Annotated in this window: 11 protein-coding genes and 1 pseudogene; 11 read left to right on the top strand and 1 reads right to left on the bottom strand. The window is 61.3% G+C overall.

The genetic code is table 11. The features are described from left to right. From ACPYOP_RS28725 to ACPYOP_RS28675, 11 genes and pseudogenes are all read left to right on the top strand, one after another. A partial coding sequence (locus ACPYOP_RS28725; protein ID WP_481413649.1) for a DsbA family protein occupies positions 1-576 on the top strand: 576 nt, incomplete at its 5' end. 175 nt (positions 577-751) lie between these two features. Then, positions 752-939 (top strand): annotated as a pseudogene (locus ACPYOP_RS28720) (FAD-linked oxidase C-terminal domain-containing protein); the annotation flags it as partial. 51 nt (positions 940-990) lie between these two features. Then, on the top strand, positions 991-3,291 hold the full coding sequence (locus ACPYOP_RS28715) for a molybdopterin guanine dinucleotide-containing S/N-oxide reductase (RefSeq protein ID WP_481413648.1): 2,301 nt from the start codon (positions 991-993) through the stop codon (positions 3,289-3,291). Between the two features lie 187 nt (positions 3,292-3,478). Continuing rightward, positions 3,479-5,131: an ABC transporter substrate-binding protein gene (locus tag ACPYOP_RS28710; RefSeq protein ID WP_481413647.1), complete on the top strand. Its 1,653-nt coding sequence runs from the start codon at positions 3,479-3,481 to the stop codon at positions 5,129-5,131. 33 nt (positions 5,132-5,164) lie between these two features. Beyond that, a complete protein-coding gene (locus ACPYOP_RS28705) occupies positions 5,165-6,175 on the top strand; it encodes an ABC transporter permease (protein ID WP_481413646.1) in 1,011 nt (336 codons plus the stop codon). After that, on the top strand, positions 6,172-7,020 hold the full coding sequence (locus tag ACPYOP_RS28700; RefSeq protein WP_481413645.1) for an ABC transporter permease: 849 nt from the start codon (positions 6,172-6,174) through the stop codon (positions 7,018-7,020). The genes ACPYOP_RS28705 and ACPYOP_RS28700 overlap by 4 nt, the downstream gene beginning before the upstream one ends. Beyond that, positions 6,999-8,702, top strand: coding sequence for an ABC transporter ATP-binding protein (locus tag ACPYOP_RS28695; protein ID WP_481413644.1), 1,704 nt, complete (start codon positions 6,999-7,001; stop codon positions 8,700-8,702). Before ACPYOP_RS28700 ends, ACPYOP_RS28695 begins: the two co-directional genes overlap by 22 nt. After that, on the top strand, positions 8,699-9,790 hold the full coding sequence (locus ACPYOP_RS28690) for an LLM class flavin-dependent oxidoreductase (RefSeq protein ID WP_481413643.1): 1,092 nt from the start codon (positions 8,699-8,701) through the stop codon (positions 9,788-9,790). The genes ACPYOP_RS28695 and ACPYOP_RS28690 overlap by 4 nt, the downstream gene beginning before the upstream one ends. 143 nt (positions 9,791-9,933) lie before the next feature. After that, positions 9,934-11,037: an LLM class flavin-dependent oxidoreductase gene (locus ACPYOP_RS28685; protein WP_481413642.1), complete on the top strand. Its 1,104-nt coding sequence runs from the start codon at positions 9,934-9,936 to the stop codon at positions 11,035-11,037. After that, positions 11,037-12,233 (top strand): acyl-CoA dehydrogenase family protein, encoded by a 1,197-nt coding sequence (locus ACPYOP_RS28680; RefSeq protein WP_481413641.1) that lies wholly within the window; start codon positions 11,037-11,039, stop codon positions 12,231-12,233. The genes ACPYOP_RS28685 and ACPYOP_RS28680 overlap by 1 nt, the downstream gene beginning before the upstream one ends. 2 nt (positions 12,234-12,235) lie before the next feature. Then, positions 12,236-13,219: a ketopantoate reductase family protein gene (locus ACPYOP_RS28675; protein ID WP_481413640.1), complete on the top strand. Its 984-nt coding sequence runs from the start codon at positions 12,236-12,238 to the stop codon at positions 13,217-13,219. 118 nt (positions 13,220-13,337) lie between these two features. On the opposite strand, the gene ACPYOP_RS28670 is transcribed toward ACPYOP_RS28675, so the two are convergent. Continuing rightward, positions 13,338-14,267 carry an MYG1 family protein gene (locus tag ACPYOP_RS28670; RefSeq protein ID WP_481413639.1) on the bottom strand — a complete coding sequence of 310 codons (930 nt, stop codon included), beginning with the start codon at positions 14,265-14,267 and terminating at the stop codon, positions 13,338-13,340. Positions 14,268-14,826: the final 559 nt, after the last annotated feature.

The raw sequence follows: 14,826 nt of genomic DNA, 5'->3' as shown, positions 1-14,826 counted from the left end.
GGTATCGGGTCGCCCTGGTCCTTCATCGGTCTCGATGCCTTTTCGGAACTTGCGGGACGACACGGGGTGTCGATCCGACCGCACGTCATCTCGGTGATAGAGGACAACGGCGGCATCTATGCCCGCAACAGGCCCGAGGCGCGGCGCGCCTATTGGACAAAAGACCTGAAGCGCTGGGCGGCATTGCGCGGCAAGACGCTCAACTTCGAAAATCGCGCTGCCCTTTCCGATCCGACTCCCGCGGGCTTCATGGTCATTGCCGCCATCGAGGACGGCCTGGACTGGTTCAAGCTGACGCGCGCGCTCCAGACTGCCTTCTGGACGAATGGCGATGATATTGGCCAAAGCGAAGTCCGCCAGGCGATAGCCGAGAAGGCGGGCTTCGATGGAGTAAGGCTCGAAGAACGAGCCCAGTCGGAGGCGATCCAGTCAGTCTGGCGATCCAACATCGACGGCGCCAGGAGCGTCGGCATCTTCGGCCTTCCGACGTTTCGCTACGAGGAAGAGCTCTACTGGGGACAGGACAGCCTGCCATTCCTGGAACGCCATCTGAATGGCGAGAAGATCGCCGTCTGATACCCGTAAGCGGCCGGGCGAAGACGCTTTGCGTTTACACCAGGCGAGATTTCTCTCGCCACCGCCACCGCTGACAGAGGAACTGGGAAATGGGCGCCTTATCCGCCGAGCTATCCAATCAGCTACTGTCGAGGTTCGGCCGTCGCTTTTTGATCTCGCAGGTGCTGCGCGAACAAAAGATTGCAGTGTTCCGGTGGCCATCCTAAGCCATGTCGGCGACGGCAGCTATCATGTGGTTTTTGCTGTCGATCCTGACAACAAGCGGAGTTCGCCGAAGGCGCGGCCATCAACAAGAAGGTGGTGGGGCATGCCATTTCCGTTGGCACATCCACCGGACAACGCGGCATCGGCACTAGCAAGATTCTGCCGAAGTGAGTGCTACGATCATCCATTCTGATTGCCGGAGACTGAGCAATGGACGGTTTTAAAACCCACAGCTCTCATTGGGGCGCATTCTATGGACGGCAACAGGATGGAAAGCTCGAAATCCATCCGCACCCGGCCGACCCGCACCCATCTCCCCTGCTCGGCAATCTGCCCGCAATCGCCCATAGTGCGGCGCGTGTCCGACGTCCGGCCGTCCGACGCGGCTGGCTTGAAGGCAAGCCGAACAATGCGGAGAATCGCGGCAGCGACGGCTATGTCGAAGTCAGCTGGCCGGAAGCGCTCGATCTTGTAGCCACGGAGCTTCGCCGCGTTCACGGGCAAGCCGGACCGCAGGCCATCTTCGGCGGCTCGTACGGCTGGTCCAGCGCTGGACGGTTTCATCATGCGCAAAGCCAGATTCACCGCTTCCTCAACGTGCTCGGCGGATATGTGAGATCGGTCAATACCTACAGTTCAGGCGCCGCGATGGTCATCATTCCGCATGTGCTCGGCCCCTATGACACCTTCGATCGCAAGAGCGTCACCTGGGAGGCTATCGAGCGCAGCAGCGAGTTGATCGTTGCCTTCGGCGGCATGGCGGTAAAGAACACCGATGTCCATGGGGGTGGCATCAGCCGGCATGTCGTGCGCCCCGCATTAAGCGGTGCACGCGCACGCGGCGCACGCTTCGTGCTTGTCAGTCCGCTCAAGGATGATTTTGCGGCCGATCTGGATGCGCAATGGCTTCCCGTCATCCCCGGAACCGATGTCGCGCTCATGCTCGGGATCGCCTTCGTGCTCGTCAGCGAGGGACTGCACGACCGAGAATTTCTTGATCGCTACACGGTCGGATATTCGCGCTTCGAGGACTATCTGCTGGGCCGCGGGGATGGTGTTGAAAAGAACGCGCGATGGGCCTCCAGCATCTGCGGCATCGGCGTGCAGACGATTGTGGATCTAGCGCGAAGCATGGCGAATGCCCGAACGCTGATCACCGTCAGCCATTCGCTGCAGCGTGCCGACTACGGCGAGCAGCCGGTCTGGATGGGGATCGTGCTGGCCGCAATGCTGGGGCAAATCGGCCTGGACGGCGGCGGCTTTTCCTACTCCCTCGGCGCGCTCGGCAATATCGGCAAAAGCCAGCTCGCCGTCCCCCTGCCGACGCTCAAGCAATTCCACAACCCGGTGACGGATTTCATTCCTGTCGCTCGGATAGCCGACATGCTGCTCAACCCGGGCGGCTTGTTCCACTACAACGGCCAGGCTTTGCGATATCCCGACATCCGCCTCGTCTATTGGGCCGGCGGCAACCCGTTCCATCACCATCAGGATCTCAACAGGCTTCGCCGAGCATTCAAGAAGCCGGAAACGATCATCGTGCACGAGACGGCCCGGACGTCCTCGGCGCGCCATGCCGATATCGTCCTGCCCGCGACCACGACGCTCGAGCGCGACGATATCGGTGCAGCCGACCGCGATCCTGTGATGATCGCCATGAAGAAGCTGATCGAGCCTGTCGGCGAAGCACGCGATGACTTCGAGATATTCTCTGATATCGCAGAGCGTCTAGGCAAACGCGAAGAATTCACCGAGAACCGGTCGGCGCGCGAGTGGCTCGCCTTTCTCTTCGAAACGACACGGGAAGCGCTCGCCGCCGGCGGCAATCCCGCGCCGGATTTTGAAACCTTCTGGGAGACGGGTGAATTGCGGCTTCCGCTCAAGCAGGACGACGGCGGACCTGCTCGCGTTTTCAGGGCCGATCCGGGCGCAAATCCGCTGCCGACACCATCAGGCAAGATCGAGATATTTTCGGAGACGATCGAAGGTTTTGGTTATGACGATTGCCGCGGTCATCCGCGATGGTATGCACCGGATGAGGACGCAATGGCCGCAGAGAGCCACTACCCTCTCTATCTCGTCTGCAACCAGCCCCACTCGCGCCTTCATAGCCAGCTGGATTATGGCGATTTCAGCCGTTCGACCAAGATCGGCGGCCGGGAGCCCGTGCGCATAAACCCGGCCGATGCGGCAGAGCGCGGCATTTCGGACCGGGATATCGTTCGGCTCTTCAATGCGCGCGGCAGCTGCCTCGCAGCTGCTGTCATCAGTGACGATGTGAGACCTGGCGTGATGCAGCTTGCCACCGGTGCGTGGTTCGAACCGGAGGACGCGGAAGCCGATATGGCGATGTGTGTTCACGGCAACCCGAACATTCTCACCCGTGACGTCGGCACATCGAAGCTTGCCCAGGCCTCGACAGGACAGTTGACGAAGGTCAGCGTCGAGCGGTTTCCCGGCGAACTCCCGCCCGTGCGCATTCTCGAGGGGATGACGTTTATCGCCAAATAGAACCGCATCGCCCAATCACGCCCGCTCGGCGAGCAAGCGTTGGAAATCCTGATCCTCGCGCTTCACTTTGTCCTGATAAAATAATCTACAAGTTTGGTAGAAAAAGAACAACCAGTCTTTCTCGAAACCGATCCACTCACTTAGGCTCCTGTTTGTAATCAGCCCGGCAACCGAACAGGACCGCTTCATGAACGACCGCTCTTCTCACTTTCCTCTTTCCCGGCGCCGTCTGCTGACCGCCACCTCTGCATTGGCATTTGCCGCTCTGGTCGCAACAGCGGGTGTAACCCCGGCTTTGGGTGAGGACGGTGCGCATGACGGCGGAGATGTCGTCTTCCTGATCGACTCCCTTGGCGACACCTGGATTCCCAACAACAGCGCAATTTCCAGCTTTCAGGGCCATATCTGGGGCCATGTCACCGACAAGCTCCTTTATGTCGACGCCGACGGGAAGGTCAGCCCATGGATCGCCGAACGCTGGGAGCAGAACGACAACGCGACCGAATTCACGCTGCATCTGAAGAGTGGCGTGACTTTCTCCGACGGTAGCCCGCTCGATGCTTCGGCCGTCGTTGCAAATCTCGACATCTGGTATGCCGGGCGCAAGAGCGAGGGTATCAATCCGATCGGGCTCTTCCCCAAAACCTATGATCATGCCGAAGCCGTCGATGCGACGACGCTGAAGGTTTTCTTCAAGAAGCCGACCCTCGGCTTCATTCCGACGCTCGGCTATCACGGCTCGATCCTCATTTCCCCGAAAACCATCGCTTCGCCGGCGAGTGCCCAGGCGGATCTCAGCAAGACCTCGGGCAGCGGCCCCTATGTCATCGAGTCCTGGAAGGAAGGCGATTACGTCAAGCTCACCAAGCGCAAGGATTACAACTGGGGTCCTGCGGCCGTCGGTCAGACCGGCCCCGCCCATCTCGATACGATCACCTACAAGCTCGTCTCGGAACCTTCGCTGCGTGTGGCCGCGGTCCAGTCCGGCCAGGCCGACGTTGCCTATAACGCATCCCCTCAGGAGCTCGAGTCCCTCAAATCGGAAGGCCTGACAGTGGCGACGCCTCGCTATCTCGGCTTCGTCAACGGTTGGGCTGTTAACACCAAGCTTGCCCCCTATGACGACGTGAAGGTTCGCCAGGCGCTCCAGGCCGGCATCAATCGCCAGGAGATCATCGACACCGTCTATACGCCCGACTGGAAGCTTGCGACGTCGTTCATCCAGAGTAACGTTCCAGGCGCGACCGATCAGAGCGCGCTGCTCGCCTACAATCCTGAAAAGGCAGAGAAACTCCTCGACGAGGCAGGATGGAAGAAGGGGCCGGGCGGCATTCGCGTCAAGGATGGCAAGCCGCTGTCGCTGACGCTGAACTCGAACCCCTACCTCGCGACATCGAAATCGATCGACGAATTGATCTCGCAGCAGCTCGGCAAGATCGGCTGGAAGGTCGATATCCGCGCCTATGACGTCGTCACTTATGGCCAGAAGGTAAAGTATGGCGGCGCGGGAGTGCCGGCCTATGAGGTGACGCGCTCCTTCATCGACGCCGGCACCGTCGCCAGCATCCTGACGAATGCCAACAATGGCGAGAACTGGTTTGCGCTCGACGAGAGCGACAAGACCTTGAATGACCTGCGCGACAAGATCGCCGGCGCCGGCTCCATCGAAGCCCGCAAGCCGCTTCTCGACGAACTGCAGAAATACGTCCTCGATCAGGGCTATTTCATTCCGCGAACGCAGATCGTCCAGCGCATCTACGTGCAGTCTTCGAAGCTCAAGGGCGAGACCTACAACGGCGTCGCCTATGCCAGCTACTACACCGCCACGAAGAGCCAATAGCCCGGCCATCCAACAGACACAGAGGTGATGGGCATGAGCAAAGCCTATTTCAATTACGCCGGAAAGCGGCTCCTGCAGGCGATCGTCGTGATCCTGCTGTCTTATGTCTTCACCTTTGTCGTGGTCAGCATCCTGCCTGGCGATCCGATCACCAACGTCCTGAACAACCCGCAGAACGGCTTCACGCCGGATGAGATCAAGGAGATTATCGCGGCACAAGGACTGGATAAGCCGATCCCCGTGCAGCTTTGGAATGCCTTTTCCGGCTTCGTCACCGGCGATCTCGGTCTGTCGATGCGGACCAACCGGCCGGTGGCGACGCTGATCGCGGAGGTTCTGCCATCGACGCTCGTGCTTGCCTCAGCCGGCCTCGCGGTTGCTCTTTCCCTGGCGGCAGTCATCGCCTACGGCACGCAGTTTCTGCCCCGGCGGTTTGGCCAGGGTTTGCTGCGCGGCTTCCCTTCGCTGTTCCTGTCCGTTCCGAACTTCGTGATCGGCCTGGTGCTGATCCACCTCTTCGGTTTCCAGCTCGGCGTCTTTCGTGTCATCCAGCCGGACAGCTTCTGGGCAACGCTTTTCGCAGCGATCGCGCTCGGCATTCCAATCTCCGCGCAGATCGCCGAAGTCCTGATTGCCAATCTCGATCATGAATCCAGCCAGGACTATGCCGCCGTCGCCCGCGGGCGTGGGCTCGGCCAAATGCGTCTCTTCGTCATGCACCTGCTGAAGCCGTCATCGCTGCCGGTCATCACCGTCGTCGCCCTCACCATCGGCGAATTGCTCGGGGGCTCGCTGATCACCGAGACGGTGTTTGGGCGAAACGGGCTTGGCAGCCTGGTGCAGCGGTCGGTCAGCACGCAGGACCTGCCGGTGCTGCAAGCGGTCGTTTCGCTCGCCGCCGTGGTCTTTGTGGTCGTCAATCTGATCGCCGACCTCACCTACCCGCTGCTCGATCCTCGCGTAAAACTTCTCGGCACGCAGCAGCGCCGCCCGACAACCGCCGATGACAGTTCGCTCAACATCTCCAAGGCGGTGACCCGATGACGCTTGCCTCCACTTCTTCCAGCCCGCGCGCGACGGCGATCAGCCGGCTGACGGGCATGCGCGTTCCGCCTGTTGTCATCCTTTCGTTCCTGGTCGTCGCTCTTGCGATCGCCTGGTCCCTGGCGCCCGGCCTGTTCACCAGTTACGATCCGGTAAACGGCACTCCCGCCCAGAAGCTGCTTGGCCCCAGTGCGGCGCACTGGTTCGGTACCGATCATCTCGGCCGCGATCTCTATGCCCGCATCGTCTATGGTACGGCCTCATCGGTGGCGAGCGCATTGATCGCCGTTGTCATCGGCGTTGTCGCAGGCGGGGTAATCGGACTGCTCGCCGGCTTCTTCGGCGGTTGGGTCGACACGCTCTTTGCCCGTCTCGTCGATGTCTTGCTGGCCATTCCCAAATTCCTGCTGGCGGTCATCGTCGTCACCGCAATCGGTTTCGACACGACGAATGCGGCAATCGCGACGGGCGTCTCCGCCGTCGCGCTCTTTGCCCGGGTCATGCGCTCCGAAGTCATCAAGACCCGGCAGGCGACATTCGTCGAATCGTCGTTTCTTCTCGGCGGATCGCGCTGGCACATTCTGTGGCGCCATGTACTTCCCAATGCATCGAGATCGGTGCTGCCGCTTGCCGTTCTGCAGTTCGGAGACTCCATCCTGGTGATCGCCAGCCTCGCCTTTCTTGGCTACGGCGACCCGCCGCCCGCCTCCGACTGGGGCCTCTTGATCTCGATCGGCAAGGATTACCTCAAGTGGCCTTGGCTGGTTTACGCCCCAGCCCTCGTCACGATCGCGACCGTTCTCTCTGTAAACAGGATCAGCCGATGGCTCCGCAAGACAGACTGACCACGCTTTTGAATCGCCCATCTGCCCCGTTGCTGCGGGTTGAAGGATTGTCTGTCGCCTATGGCCCGAACAGGGTCGTGACCGACGTCGGCTTCGAGCTTGCGCGCGGCAAAGGTCTCGCATTGATCGGCGAATCCGGATCGGGCAAATCGACGATCGCCCGCGCCGTCTTGCGGCTGCTGCCCGGGACGGGCAATGCCACCGGCCGCGTCGAATTCGACGGCCACGATATCCTGGGGCTTTCAGAGCGCCGCTTCCGCCCGTTCAGGGGGCGCAGGATCGGCTTTGTGCCGCAGGATCCGGGCAACTCCCTGAACCCGGTTCGCACGATCGGCACGCAGGCAATGGAAGCTGCAGCTCTTCTGGACGAACCGGACAAGGCGGTACGCAAGGCGCTCGTCCTTGAGACATTCGCTCAGGTCGGGCTCGACAATCCGCAGCGCGTCTACGATTCCTACCCCCATCAGCTCTCCGGCGGCATGCTGCAGCGCGTGTTGATCGGTCTTGCGGTTCTGCCGCGTCCGTCGCTGCTCGTCGCAGACGAGCCGACCTCTGCGCTCGATGTGACGATCCAGAAGCGCATCCTCGACCTCCTGTCGAAGTTGCAGGAGGAGCTGCAGATCAGCCTTCTCCTGATCACGCATGACCTGGCAATCGCAGCCGAGCGCGCCGATTCCCTCGTCGTTCTCAAGGACGGTGCTATCGAGGAAGCCGGCAGTACCGCGACGGTATTCGCAGCCCCCTCCTCGTCCTATGCCAAAAAACTCCGTGGCGATGTGCCTGCACTCAACCCGGACCGGTACCGGCCATTGCGGGAGCCTGGCTTCCGGCTTCTTGGCGCCGCCCGTAAGAAGACACCGAAGATCGAGGTCAGCGGTGTGACGAAAAGTTTCACCGTAGACGGCAAGGTTCTGACGGCCGTCAACGACGTCTCGTTCGATGTCCAAGCCGGCACGACCCATGCGCTCGTCGGCGAATCCGGATCCGGAAAGACAACGGCAATCCGGTTGCTGCTCGGCCTGGAACAACCAGACACCGGAAAGATCGCCGTCGGTGGTGAACAGGTCAACGGCCGCTCGCCCGGTGAATTGCGGGCTGTCTGGCGGCACCTGCAGCTTGTCTACCAAAACCCCTTCACATCGCTTGATCCGACCTGGAACGTCGAAAAACTCGTGCGCGAGCCGCTGGACCGCTTCAGGATCGGAACGCATCAGGAGCGGGCGCTTGCGGTGCGCAAGGCGTTTGCGGACGTCGGACTGGGCGAGCATCTCCTGTCCCGCAAGCCCGCCGCCTTGTCGGGTGGCCAACGCCAGCGCGTCGCCATTGCCCGGTCGCTTGTCCTGAAACCCGATGTGATCGTCCTCGACGAGCCGACCTCGGCGCTCGACGTCAGCGTTCAGGCCGACATTGTCGAAGTGCTGCTGTCGCTGCAGGCCAAGCTTGGCCTTACCTATATCTTTGTTTCGCACGATCTGGCGCTCGTGCGCCAGCTTGCCCACACGGTATCGGTGATGCAGCACGGTCGCATCGTCGAGCATGGCACCGTCGGTGAGATCTTCGACACGCCCCGCCAGCCCTATACCCGCTCTCTGCTGGAATCGATCCCGTCGGGCGCGGCACATTTTGCACGCCCCCAGCACCTGCAACACCGGCAGATCTTCAACGAGGAAAAGATCGCATGAACGCCATTGCCCCCGCCACGGTGGAGTCCGTGTCATTCCGTCCGAAGAAGCGGCTTGGTTTCAACACACGCGTGTCGTTCAACGACGAAACCGGCCCGGCCCACGGCCTGCGGGAGGGCATAGAACTTTTCAAGGCCGCCGAAAGCCTGGGCTATCAGTCGGGCTGGGCCTATCAACGACATTTCGACCATTATCTGTCCTCGCCGCTCCCCTTCTTCGCAGCGGCGGGCCAGCATACCAGCCATATCGTGCTGGGGTCGGCTGTCATTCCGATGCGCTATCAGGATCCGATCCTGCTGGCGGAAGCTGCAGCCACGACCGATCTTCTGATCGGCGGCCGGCTGGAACTGGCGATTTCGACCGGCTCTAACGCGGCCTTCGATGCCGTCTTCGGTACGGTCGAAACCGATGCCCGGACAGAGGCCAAGCGCCGTCAGGCACGATTTCTGTCGGCGATCTCGGGCGAGGTTCTGCACACCGTCGCAGGATCCGGCCAGGGTGCCGCTGATGGTAGCGAACTGAGGGTGACGCCGCACAGCCCGACCCTTCGCTCGCGCATCCGGCAGGGTTCCGCCAGCCTTGGATCGGCGATACAGGCCGCTGAAATCGGCATCGGACTGATCGCCGGAACCGTACAGCACGACCACGACGAGGGTGAGAGCTTCGGAGACTATCAGGCCCGTTGTATCGAGGCCTTTCGTGCCACCTGGCGCAACCAGCGGACGACCGAGCCGCCCCCTGTTGCCGTGGCGGCCTCGATCCTGGTCGGCACCACGCCGGAGCTTCGCGAAAAATACGCCGCCTATGATCTCGAGCGCCGTACGCAGGGGATTGCCGCCTCGCGGCCGAAGGGCGCGCTCGAGCCGAGCGCGCGAACCAACCAGCCGCCGGGAAGCCAGATCTCGCCGGTCTTTCACGGTACTCCCGATCAGGTCATCGAGGCCGTCCTGAACGATCGCGGCCTTGCCGCCGCCGACGAGGTCGTCCTTTTTCTGCCGCCGGCCTTCGGCCTTGCCGAAAATATCCGGCTGCTCGCCGATCTCGCCGGAACTGTGGCTCCGAGCCTCGGCTGGTCCCCCGGCTGGTAAGGCTTCCGACGCAGTTTGAACCCTCCGCAGCCATTGATTAGAGATATTTTCTATAGTTTCTATAGAAATAGAAAGACCTGTCTTCCTTACTCCGTGGCCGCCGCCTAACTTTTGTCCATTATTCGATAATCAGAGGAGCTCCCATGTCCGCGGAATTCATCAGCGTCAGTTTTCCCAACGCCTCGAACGATCTCAACCCCATCCCGGACGCTCCGGTCGATCCCCGCTACCTCGAGCGTTATTCACGCGCACTCGATGATTACGGCTTCAACTACACGCTGATCCCCTACTCTTCCTCCTCCTTTGACCCCTTCACGATCGGCGCGACCGTCCTTGCGCATACCAAGAACATCAAGATCATCGTCGCGCTGCGGCCCAACACCGTCTACCCGACGGTCGCAGCCAAATCGCTCGCCACGCTTGATCAGTTGAGCGGCGGGCGTGTCGTCGTCCACTTCATTGCCGGCGGCAGCGATGATGAACAGGCCCGTGAAGGCGACTTCCTCAACAAGGAGCAGCGCTACGAACGCCAGGAAGAATATATCCGCATCCTGCGTCTCGCATGGACATCGACCGAGCCCTTCGATTTCGACGGGAAATACTACCAGTTCAAGCAGTTCCGCAGCGCCGTCCGCCCGACGAATGGACTGATCCCGATCTCCCTCGGTGGCTCATCGGACGCCGCCTACCGGATCGGCGGTTCGCTTTGCGACATCTTCGGGTTATGGGGTGAGCCCCTGGCGGAAACCAAACAGCAGATCGAGCGGATTTATACCGAAGCTGCAAAGGCAGGCAGGACCGACCGGCCGCGGATCTGGGTGACCTTCCGCCCGATCGTTGCCGAAACCGACGAGCTTGCCTGGGAGAAGGCCCACCGGGTGCTCGACCAGCTTAAGGGCAACCGGGAAAAGGGCCTCCATCGGGCTCCGCCCTCGGCCCCTCGCCCCGCCAATGTCGGATCGCAGCGGCTCCTCGATATTGCAGCGCGCGGCGACGTCCATGATCGTGCCCTGTGGTATCCGACGGTCACGGCGACCAATGCCTCCGGCGCCACAACCGCGCTCGTCGGATCGCCGCGCACGATCGCCGATTCGATCCTGGACTATATCGATCTCGGCTGCGATCTCATCTCCATTCGCGGCTATGACAACTTCAACGATGCCGTCGACTACGGCCGCTACATCCTGCCCCTGGTGCGCGAGGGGATACGCGAACGGGAAGAGGCAAAGAAGAAGGCTGCGGCCTGATGCTTACGGCTAACACGTCCTTCGATCCAAGCTTGTTGATCGCGACGAGCCGTGCTCTTGCAGACGCGGCCCCCGAGGCAGACCGGACAGGGGATTTCCCATGGACGGGCATTCGTGCGGTTCATCAAAGCGGCCTGCTCGAAAGCACCGTCGCCTCGCGATATGGGGGCGCCGGCGCAACGCTCCACGAGACAGCAACGATACTGGCGGCGCTCGGCAAGGGCGATCCATCGGTCGCGCTCATCAGTGCGATGACGATCTTCAACCATCTCGGACAGGCAATAAAAAGCCATTGGCCTGACGATCTCTACAAGAGCCTGCTTGCGCAGGCCAAGCAGCATCCGCTGCTTCTCAACGCCGCCCGCGTCGAACCGGAACTCGGTTCGCCCGCGCGCGGCGGCCTGCCGGCCACGGTTGCCCGCCGTACCGCCTCCGGCTGGTCGATCACCGGCGCTAAGCGTTTCGTCACCGGCGCGCACGGTCTGACGCATTTCCTGGTCTGGGCGCACACGGATGAAACGCCGGCCCGTGTCGGAACATTTGTTGTGCCGAACAAGCTCCCGGGCATTCGCGTCATCGAGAACTGGAATAGCCTTGGCATGCGCGCCTCCGGCTCTCACGATGTCGAATATGCCGATGTCGAAATCCCGCTCGAGAATGTCATCGATCTCGTAGATCCATCCGTTGCCCAGCAGGACAATCGCGCCCATGCGGCAATCACGCTTGCGCTGACTGCACTTTATCTGGGGGTGGCCGAAGCCGCGCAGGAAGCATTTATCCGCTTCGCTCACGAGCGGGTTCCGACCAACCTCGGCCATCCGATCGCGCGCACCGAACGCTTCGTCACACTCTCGGGCGAAATCGACCTGCTCGTCTCCGGTGCCCGACAGATCATCTTCGGCGCCCTGAGCGACCAGCATGCCGATGCCGAAACGCACATACGAGCGCGGCTGATCGCAGGGCGGCAACTGCGCGACGCGGTCCAGGTTGCGGTGCGCGGCATCGGCAATCCCGGCCTCGGGAGCGAACTGGGGCTGGAGCGCCACTTCCGCGACATTCAGTCGGTGCTCGTCCATGCCCCGCAGGAAGACACATCCATTTCCATCCTCGGGCGCGCGGCCTTCGAACGTTGGAAGAGCGAAAAGGACACGCCGTCGGCTACTCCGGTCAATCTCACCGTATTGAAGACGGCCTGATCATGGCACGCTATATCATCATTGGCGCCGGTGCTGTCGGCGCAAGCCTTGCGGCCGAGTTCGAAACGCATGGCATCCCCTATGTGCTCATTGGGCGCGGCGCTCAGATTTCCCATATCGCCGCTCATGGTCTCTCATATCGCCGGCCGGGCGGACACCGGGTGCTCAGGCTCAACACCGCCGACGCAGCCACACCGCCGCCGCTCCGGCCAGGCGATATTCTGGTCCTTGCGGTCAAGGCACAGCATGTCGAGTCGGCCACGGAATTCTGGGCCTGGCGGGAAGTCGAGGGTGCAGGCTTTGCATCGGAACTGCCCCTCGTGACGTTGCAAAATGGGCTGGCCGCGGAAGACATCGCGCTGCGGCGCTTCGATCGCGTCTATGCGGCCAGCATTCGCATTCCGGCGCGTTACACGGTCACCGGCGAAGTCGTCGTTGGTGGCGAGCCGAATGTCGGTATCGTCGCGCTTGGGCGCTATCCGCAAGGCCTCGATGATACGGCTCTCTCAATCGTCTCGGATCTCGTCAAGGCTGGCTACCTCGCCGAAGCGCGGCCGGACATCCGCCGATGGAAGGCTGCCAAGCTGGAGCACAACGTTACCAATGCCGTCGAGCTTTTTGCCGGCAGCGCCGAGCTCCGCTCGAAGGCTTCGGCCGATCTGGCGAAGGAGGCACGCTCTGTTCTCATGGCCGCCGGCTATGACCTCGCGGCACCGTCGGAGTGGAAGATCGACATTTCAGGGTGGCATGTCGCACCTCAAAGCGGGATCGAGCCCGGCCAGCAATCGACCTGGCAAAGCTTCACACGCGGAGCCACAAGTGAGGTCGATTACCTTAACGGCGAGATCGTCAGGCTCGCCCGCGCCCACGGAATAGCAGCACCTCTAAACGCCGCCATCCAGCAGGCCGCCGCAAGGCTTGCGCTCGAAGGCCGCCAACCGGGCACAAGAGATATCACCGAGATATACGGCTGGGCACCCGGTTAACTCCGCGTGCCGCACCTGTAAGATCGAGAGGAAGACCAGAACGGGCAATTGGCCCGACTCTGCCCACATACTGATCCGCTTAGCGTTTCGGTGGGGGAGCGCGACCTCGATCCGGTACTCAATCGTCTCTTTTCTCCGCGTCCTCCACGGCCAACTCGGCCAAAGCAAGCACGGCCTCTCGCGTTTTGGCGGCGGCAATAAACCGGCCGGTATGGCAGAAACTAGCGCCCTCAATTCCAGTGGCCACTTCCAGATCGCGACCGCTCAACCCTGCCCAGGCCGCCGGGAGGTCGGCGCGCAGCTCGAACCCCTCCTCCGCGCGGCGAATTCCGGTCAGGCACCAATCTGCCTCACGCGGATGGACCACGAACAGAAGATGATCTGCACCTGCCTTTACGATCGCCGGACGAAACGGCATGCCCATCGGCAGATCGAGAACGCGGTCCTTACCCGCTGACGCAATTGCCTGCAGCACCAAGGATTCGGCGCGCAGCTTCGCGTGGATACCATCGATCTTCGCTTCGACGAAACTGCGCGCGATTGCGATCGCAGCATGGAATGCCCGATCGGTCGCCCCCGGATCTGCATCATCGAAGACCGGCTTCAATGTTTCGAGCAAGGACGGCAAGGTCAATCCGGCGAGCAAGCCGGCGCTATCGGGGTTGAGGGCGCCGTTGTCGACAAGGTCGATTGGCAAGACGAAACTGGCATCGAAAGCAGCGTATACGGTTTCGACGAACGCGTTAGGGACAGAGATGGCGGTCAGGTAGTCGCGGCCGAAATGTTTCCAGATCAAGCCGAATGAACTGAAGGGCCGACCATCCTCGCGCTGTGGTGCGCCGCGCTGATGATGATCGAAAATCCCTAGAATTGCGTCATAAGCGCTGCCGACATCGTAGACGATGCGATCGGCGCCGGGCGTGATCCATTCCGGCGCTCTGCTGCGAACCAGCCGCGCGTTAGGGAAAAGCCGCGTGAGAATGACGCTGGACAGCACTTCGTCGGCATGAAAACCGCCGGAATGGGTGACGAGGAAATCTGGAGCCATGCAGCCATAACCTTGCTGTTCGCGAATTAGACGGACTGGCAGATAGCCAGTTTTGCGTGTCACCTCAACCGCTCATAACTAAAGTGGCAAAGCGAGCGCAGCCTGCGAGATGGCTGATCTCCGAAATTGTCCCCAAAAGTCTAAGACAGGGCAGTTTACAAATTTAGCGCTCACCAACTGAAACGAGGACCGAAAGAGCCGTAGGAACCCGGTGCCGACCCGGTTGGATCTAGCTGATTATCTCGTTGGACTCTCTCTGACCATCGCCGACGGGCGGCCGCTTTGTCTTTGGCGGGATCTGTCGATTTGCTCGCGGTTACGGGACCAGATTGACCGCCAGATTCGCCGAGGGTCGAGCAGGAGACAAAGAAAACAGCGGGAAAAATAATCAGAATGCCTAAGGCAGCCGCCCTGGTGAGCCCGTGGTAGACTTGCTGCATAGACATCCCTAATGCTCTCTTTGACCATCTGCAATAAAGAGAGATGTTATTCGATTTCGCATCGAGTGGAAACTGGAGGTTATTCGGGTTTCCGTGTGTGATTGAGCGCCGAACTCCGA

The sequence above is a fragment of the Rhizobium sp. KNZ2-6A genome (assembly GCF_056755475.1).
Note: the sequence above shows the minus strand (reverse complement) of the source record. Positions and strands in the feature narration are given on the sequence as shown.

Bases quoted from the DNA above. Each gene is read 5' to 3' on its own strand.
- ACPYOP_RS28715 (WP_481413648.1), top strand. From the start codon at position 991: ATGGACGGTTTTAAAACCCACAGCTCTCATTGGGGCGCATTCTATGGA.
- ACPYOP_RS28710 (WP_481413647.1), top strand. From the start codon at position 3,479: ATGAACGACCGCTCTTCTCACTTTCCTCTTTCCCGGCGCCGTCTGCTG.
- ACPYOP_RS28705 (WP_481413646.1), top strand. From the start codon at position 5,165: ATGAGCAAAGCCTATTTCAATTACGCCGGAAAGCGGCTCCTGCAGGCG.
- ACPYOP_RS28700 (WP_481413645.1), top strand. From the start codon at position 6,172: ATGACGCTTGCCTCCACTTCTTCCAGCCCGCGCGCGACGGCGATCAGC.
- ACPYOP_RS28695 (WP_481413644.1), top strand. From the start codon at position 6,999: ATGGCTCCGCAAGACAGACTGACCACGCTTTTGAATCGCCCATCTGCC.
- ACPYOP_RS28690 (WP_481413643.1), top strand. From the start codon at position 8,699: ATGAACGCCATTGCCCCCGCCACGGTGGAGTCCGTGTCATTCCGTCCG.
- ACPYOP_RS28685 (WP_481413642.1), top strand. From the start codon at position 9,934: ATGTCCGCGGAATTCATCAGCGTCAGTTTTCCCAACGCCTCGAACGAT.
- ACPYOP_RS28680 (WP_481413641.1), top strand. From the start codon at position 11,037: ATGCTTACGGCTAACACGTCCTTCGATCCAAGCTTGTTGATCGCGACG.
- ACPYOP_RS28675 (WP_481413640.1), top strand. From the start codon at position 12,236: ATGGCACGCTATATCATCATTGGCGCCGGTGCTGTCGGCGCAAGCCTT.
- ACPYOP_RS28670 (WP_481413639.1), bottom strand. From the start codon at position 14,267: ATGGCTCCAGATTTCCTCGTCACCCATTCCGGCGGTTTTCATGCCGAC.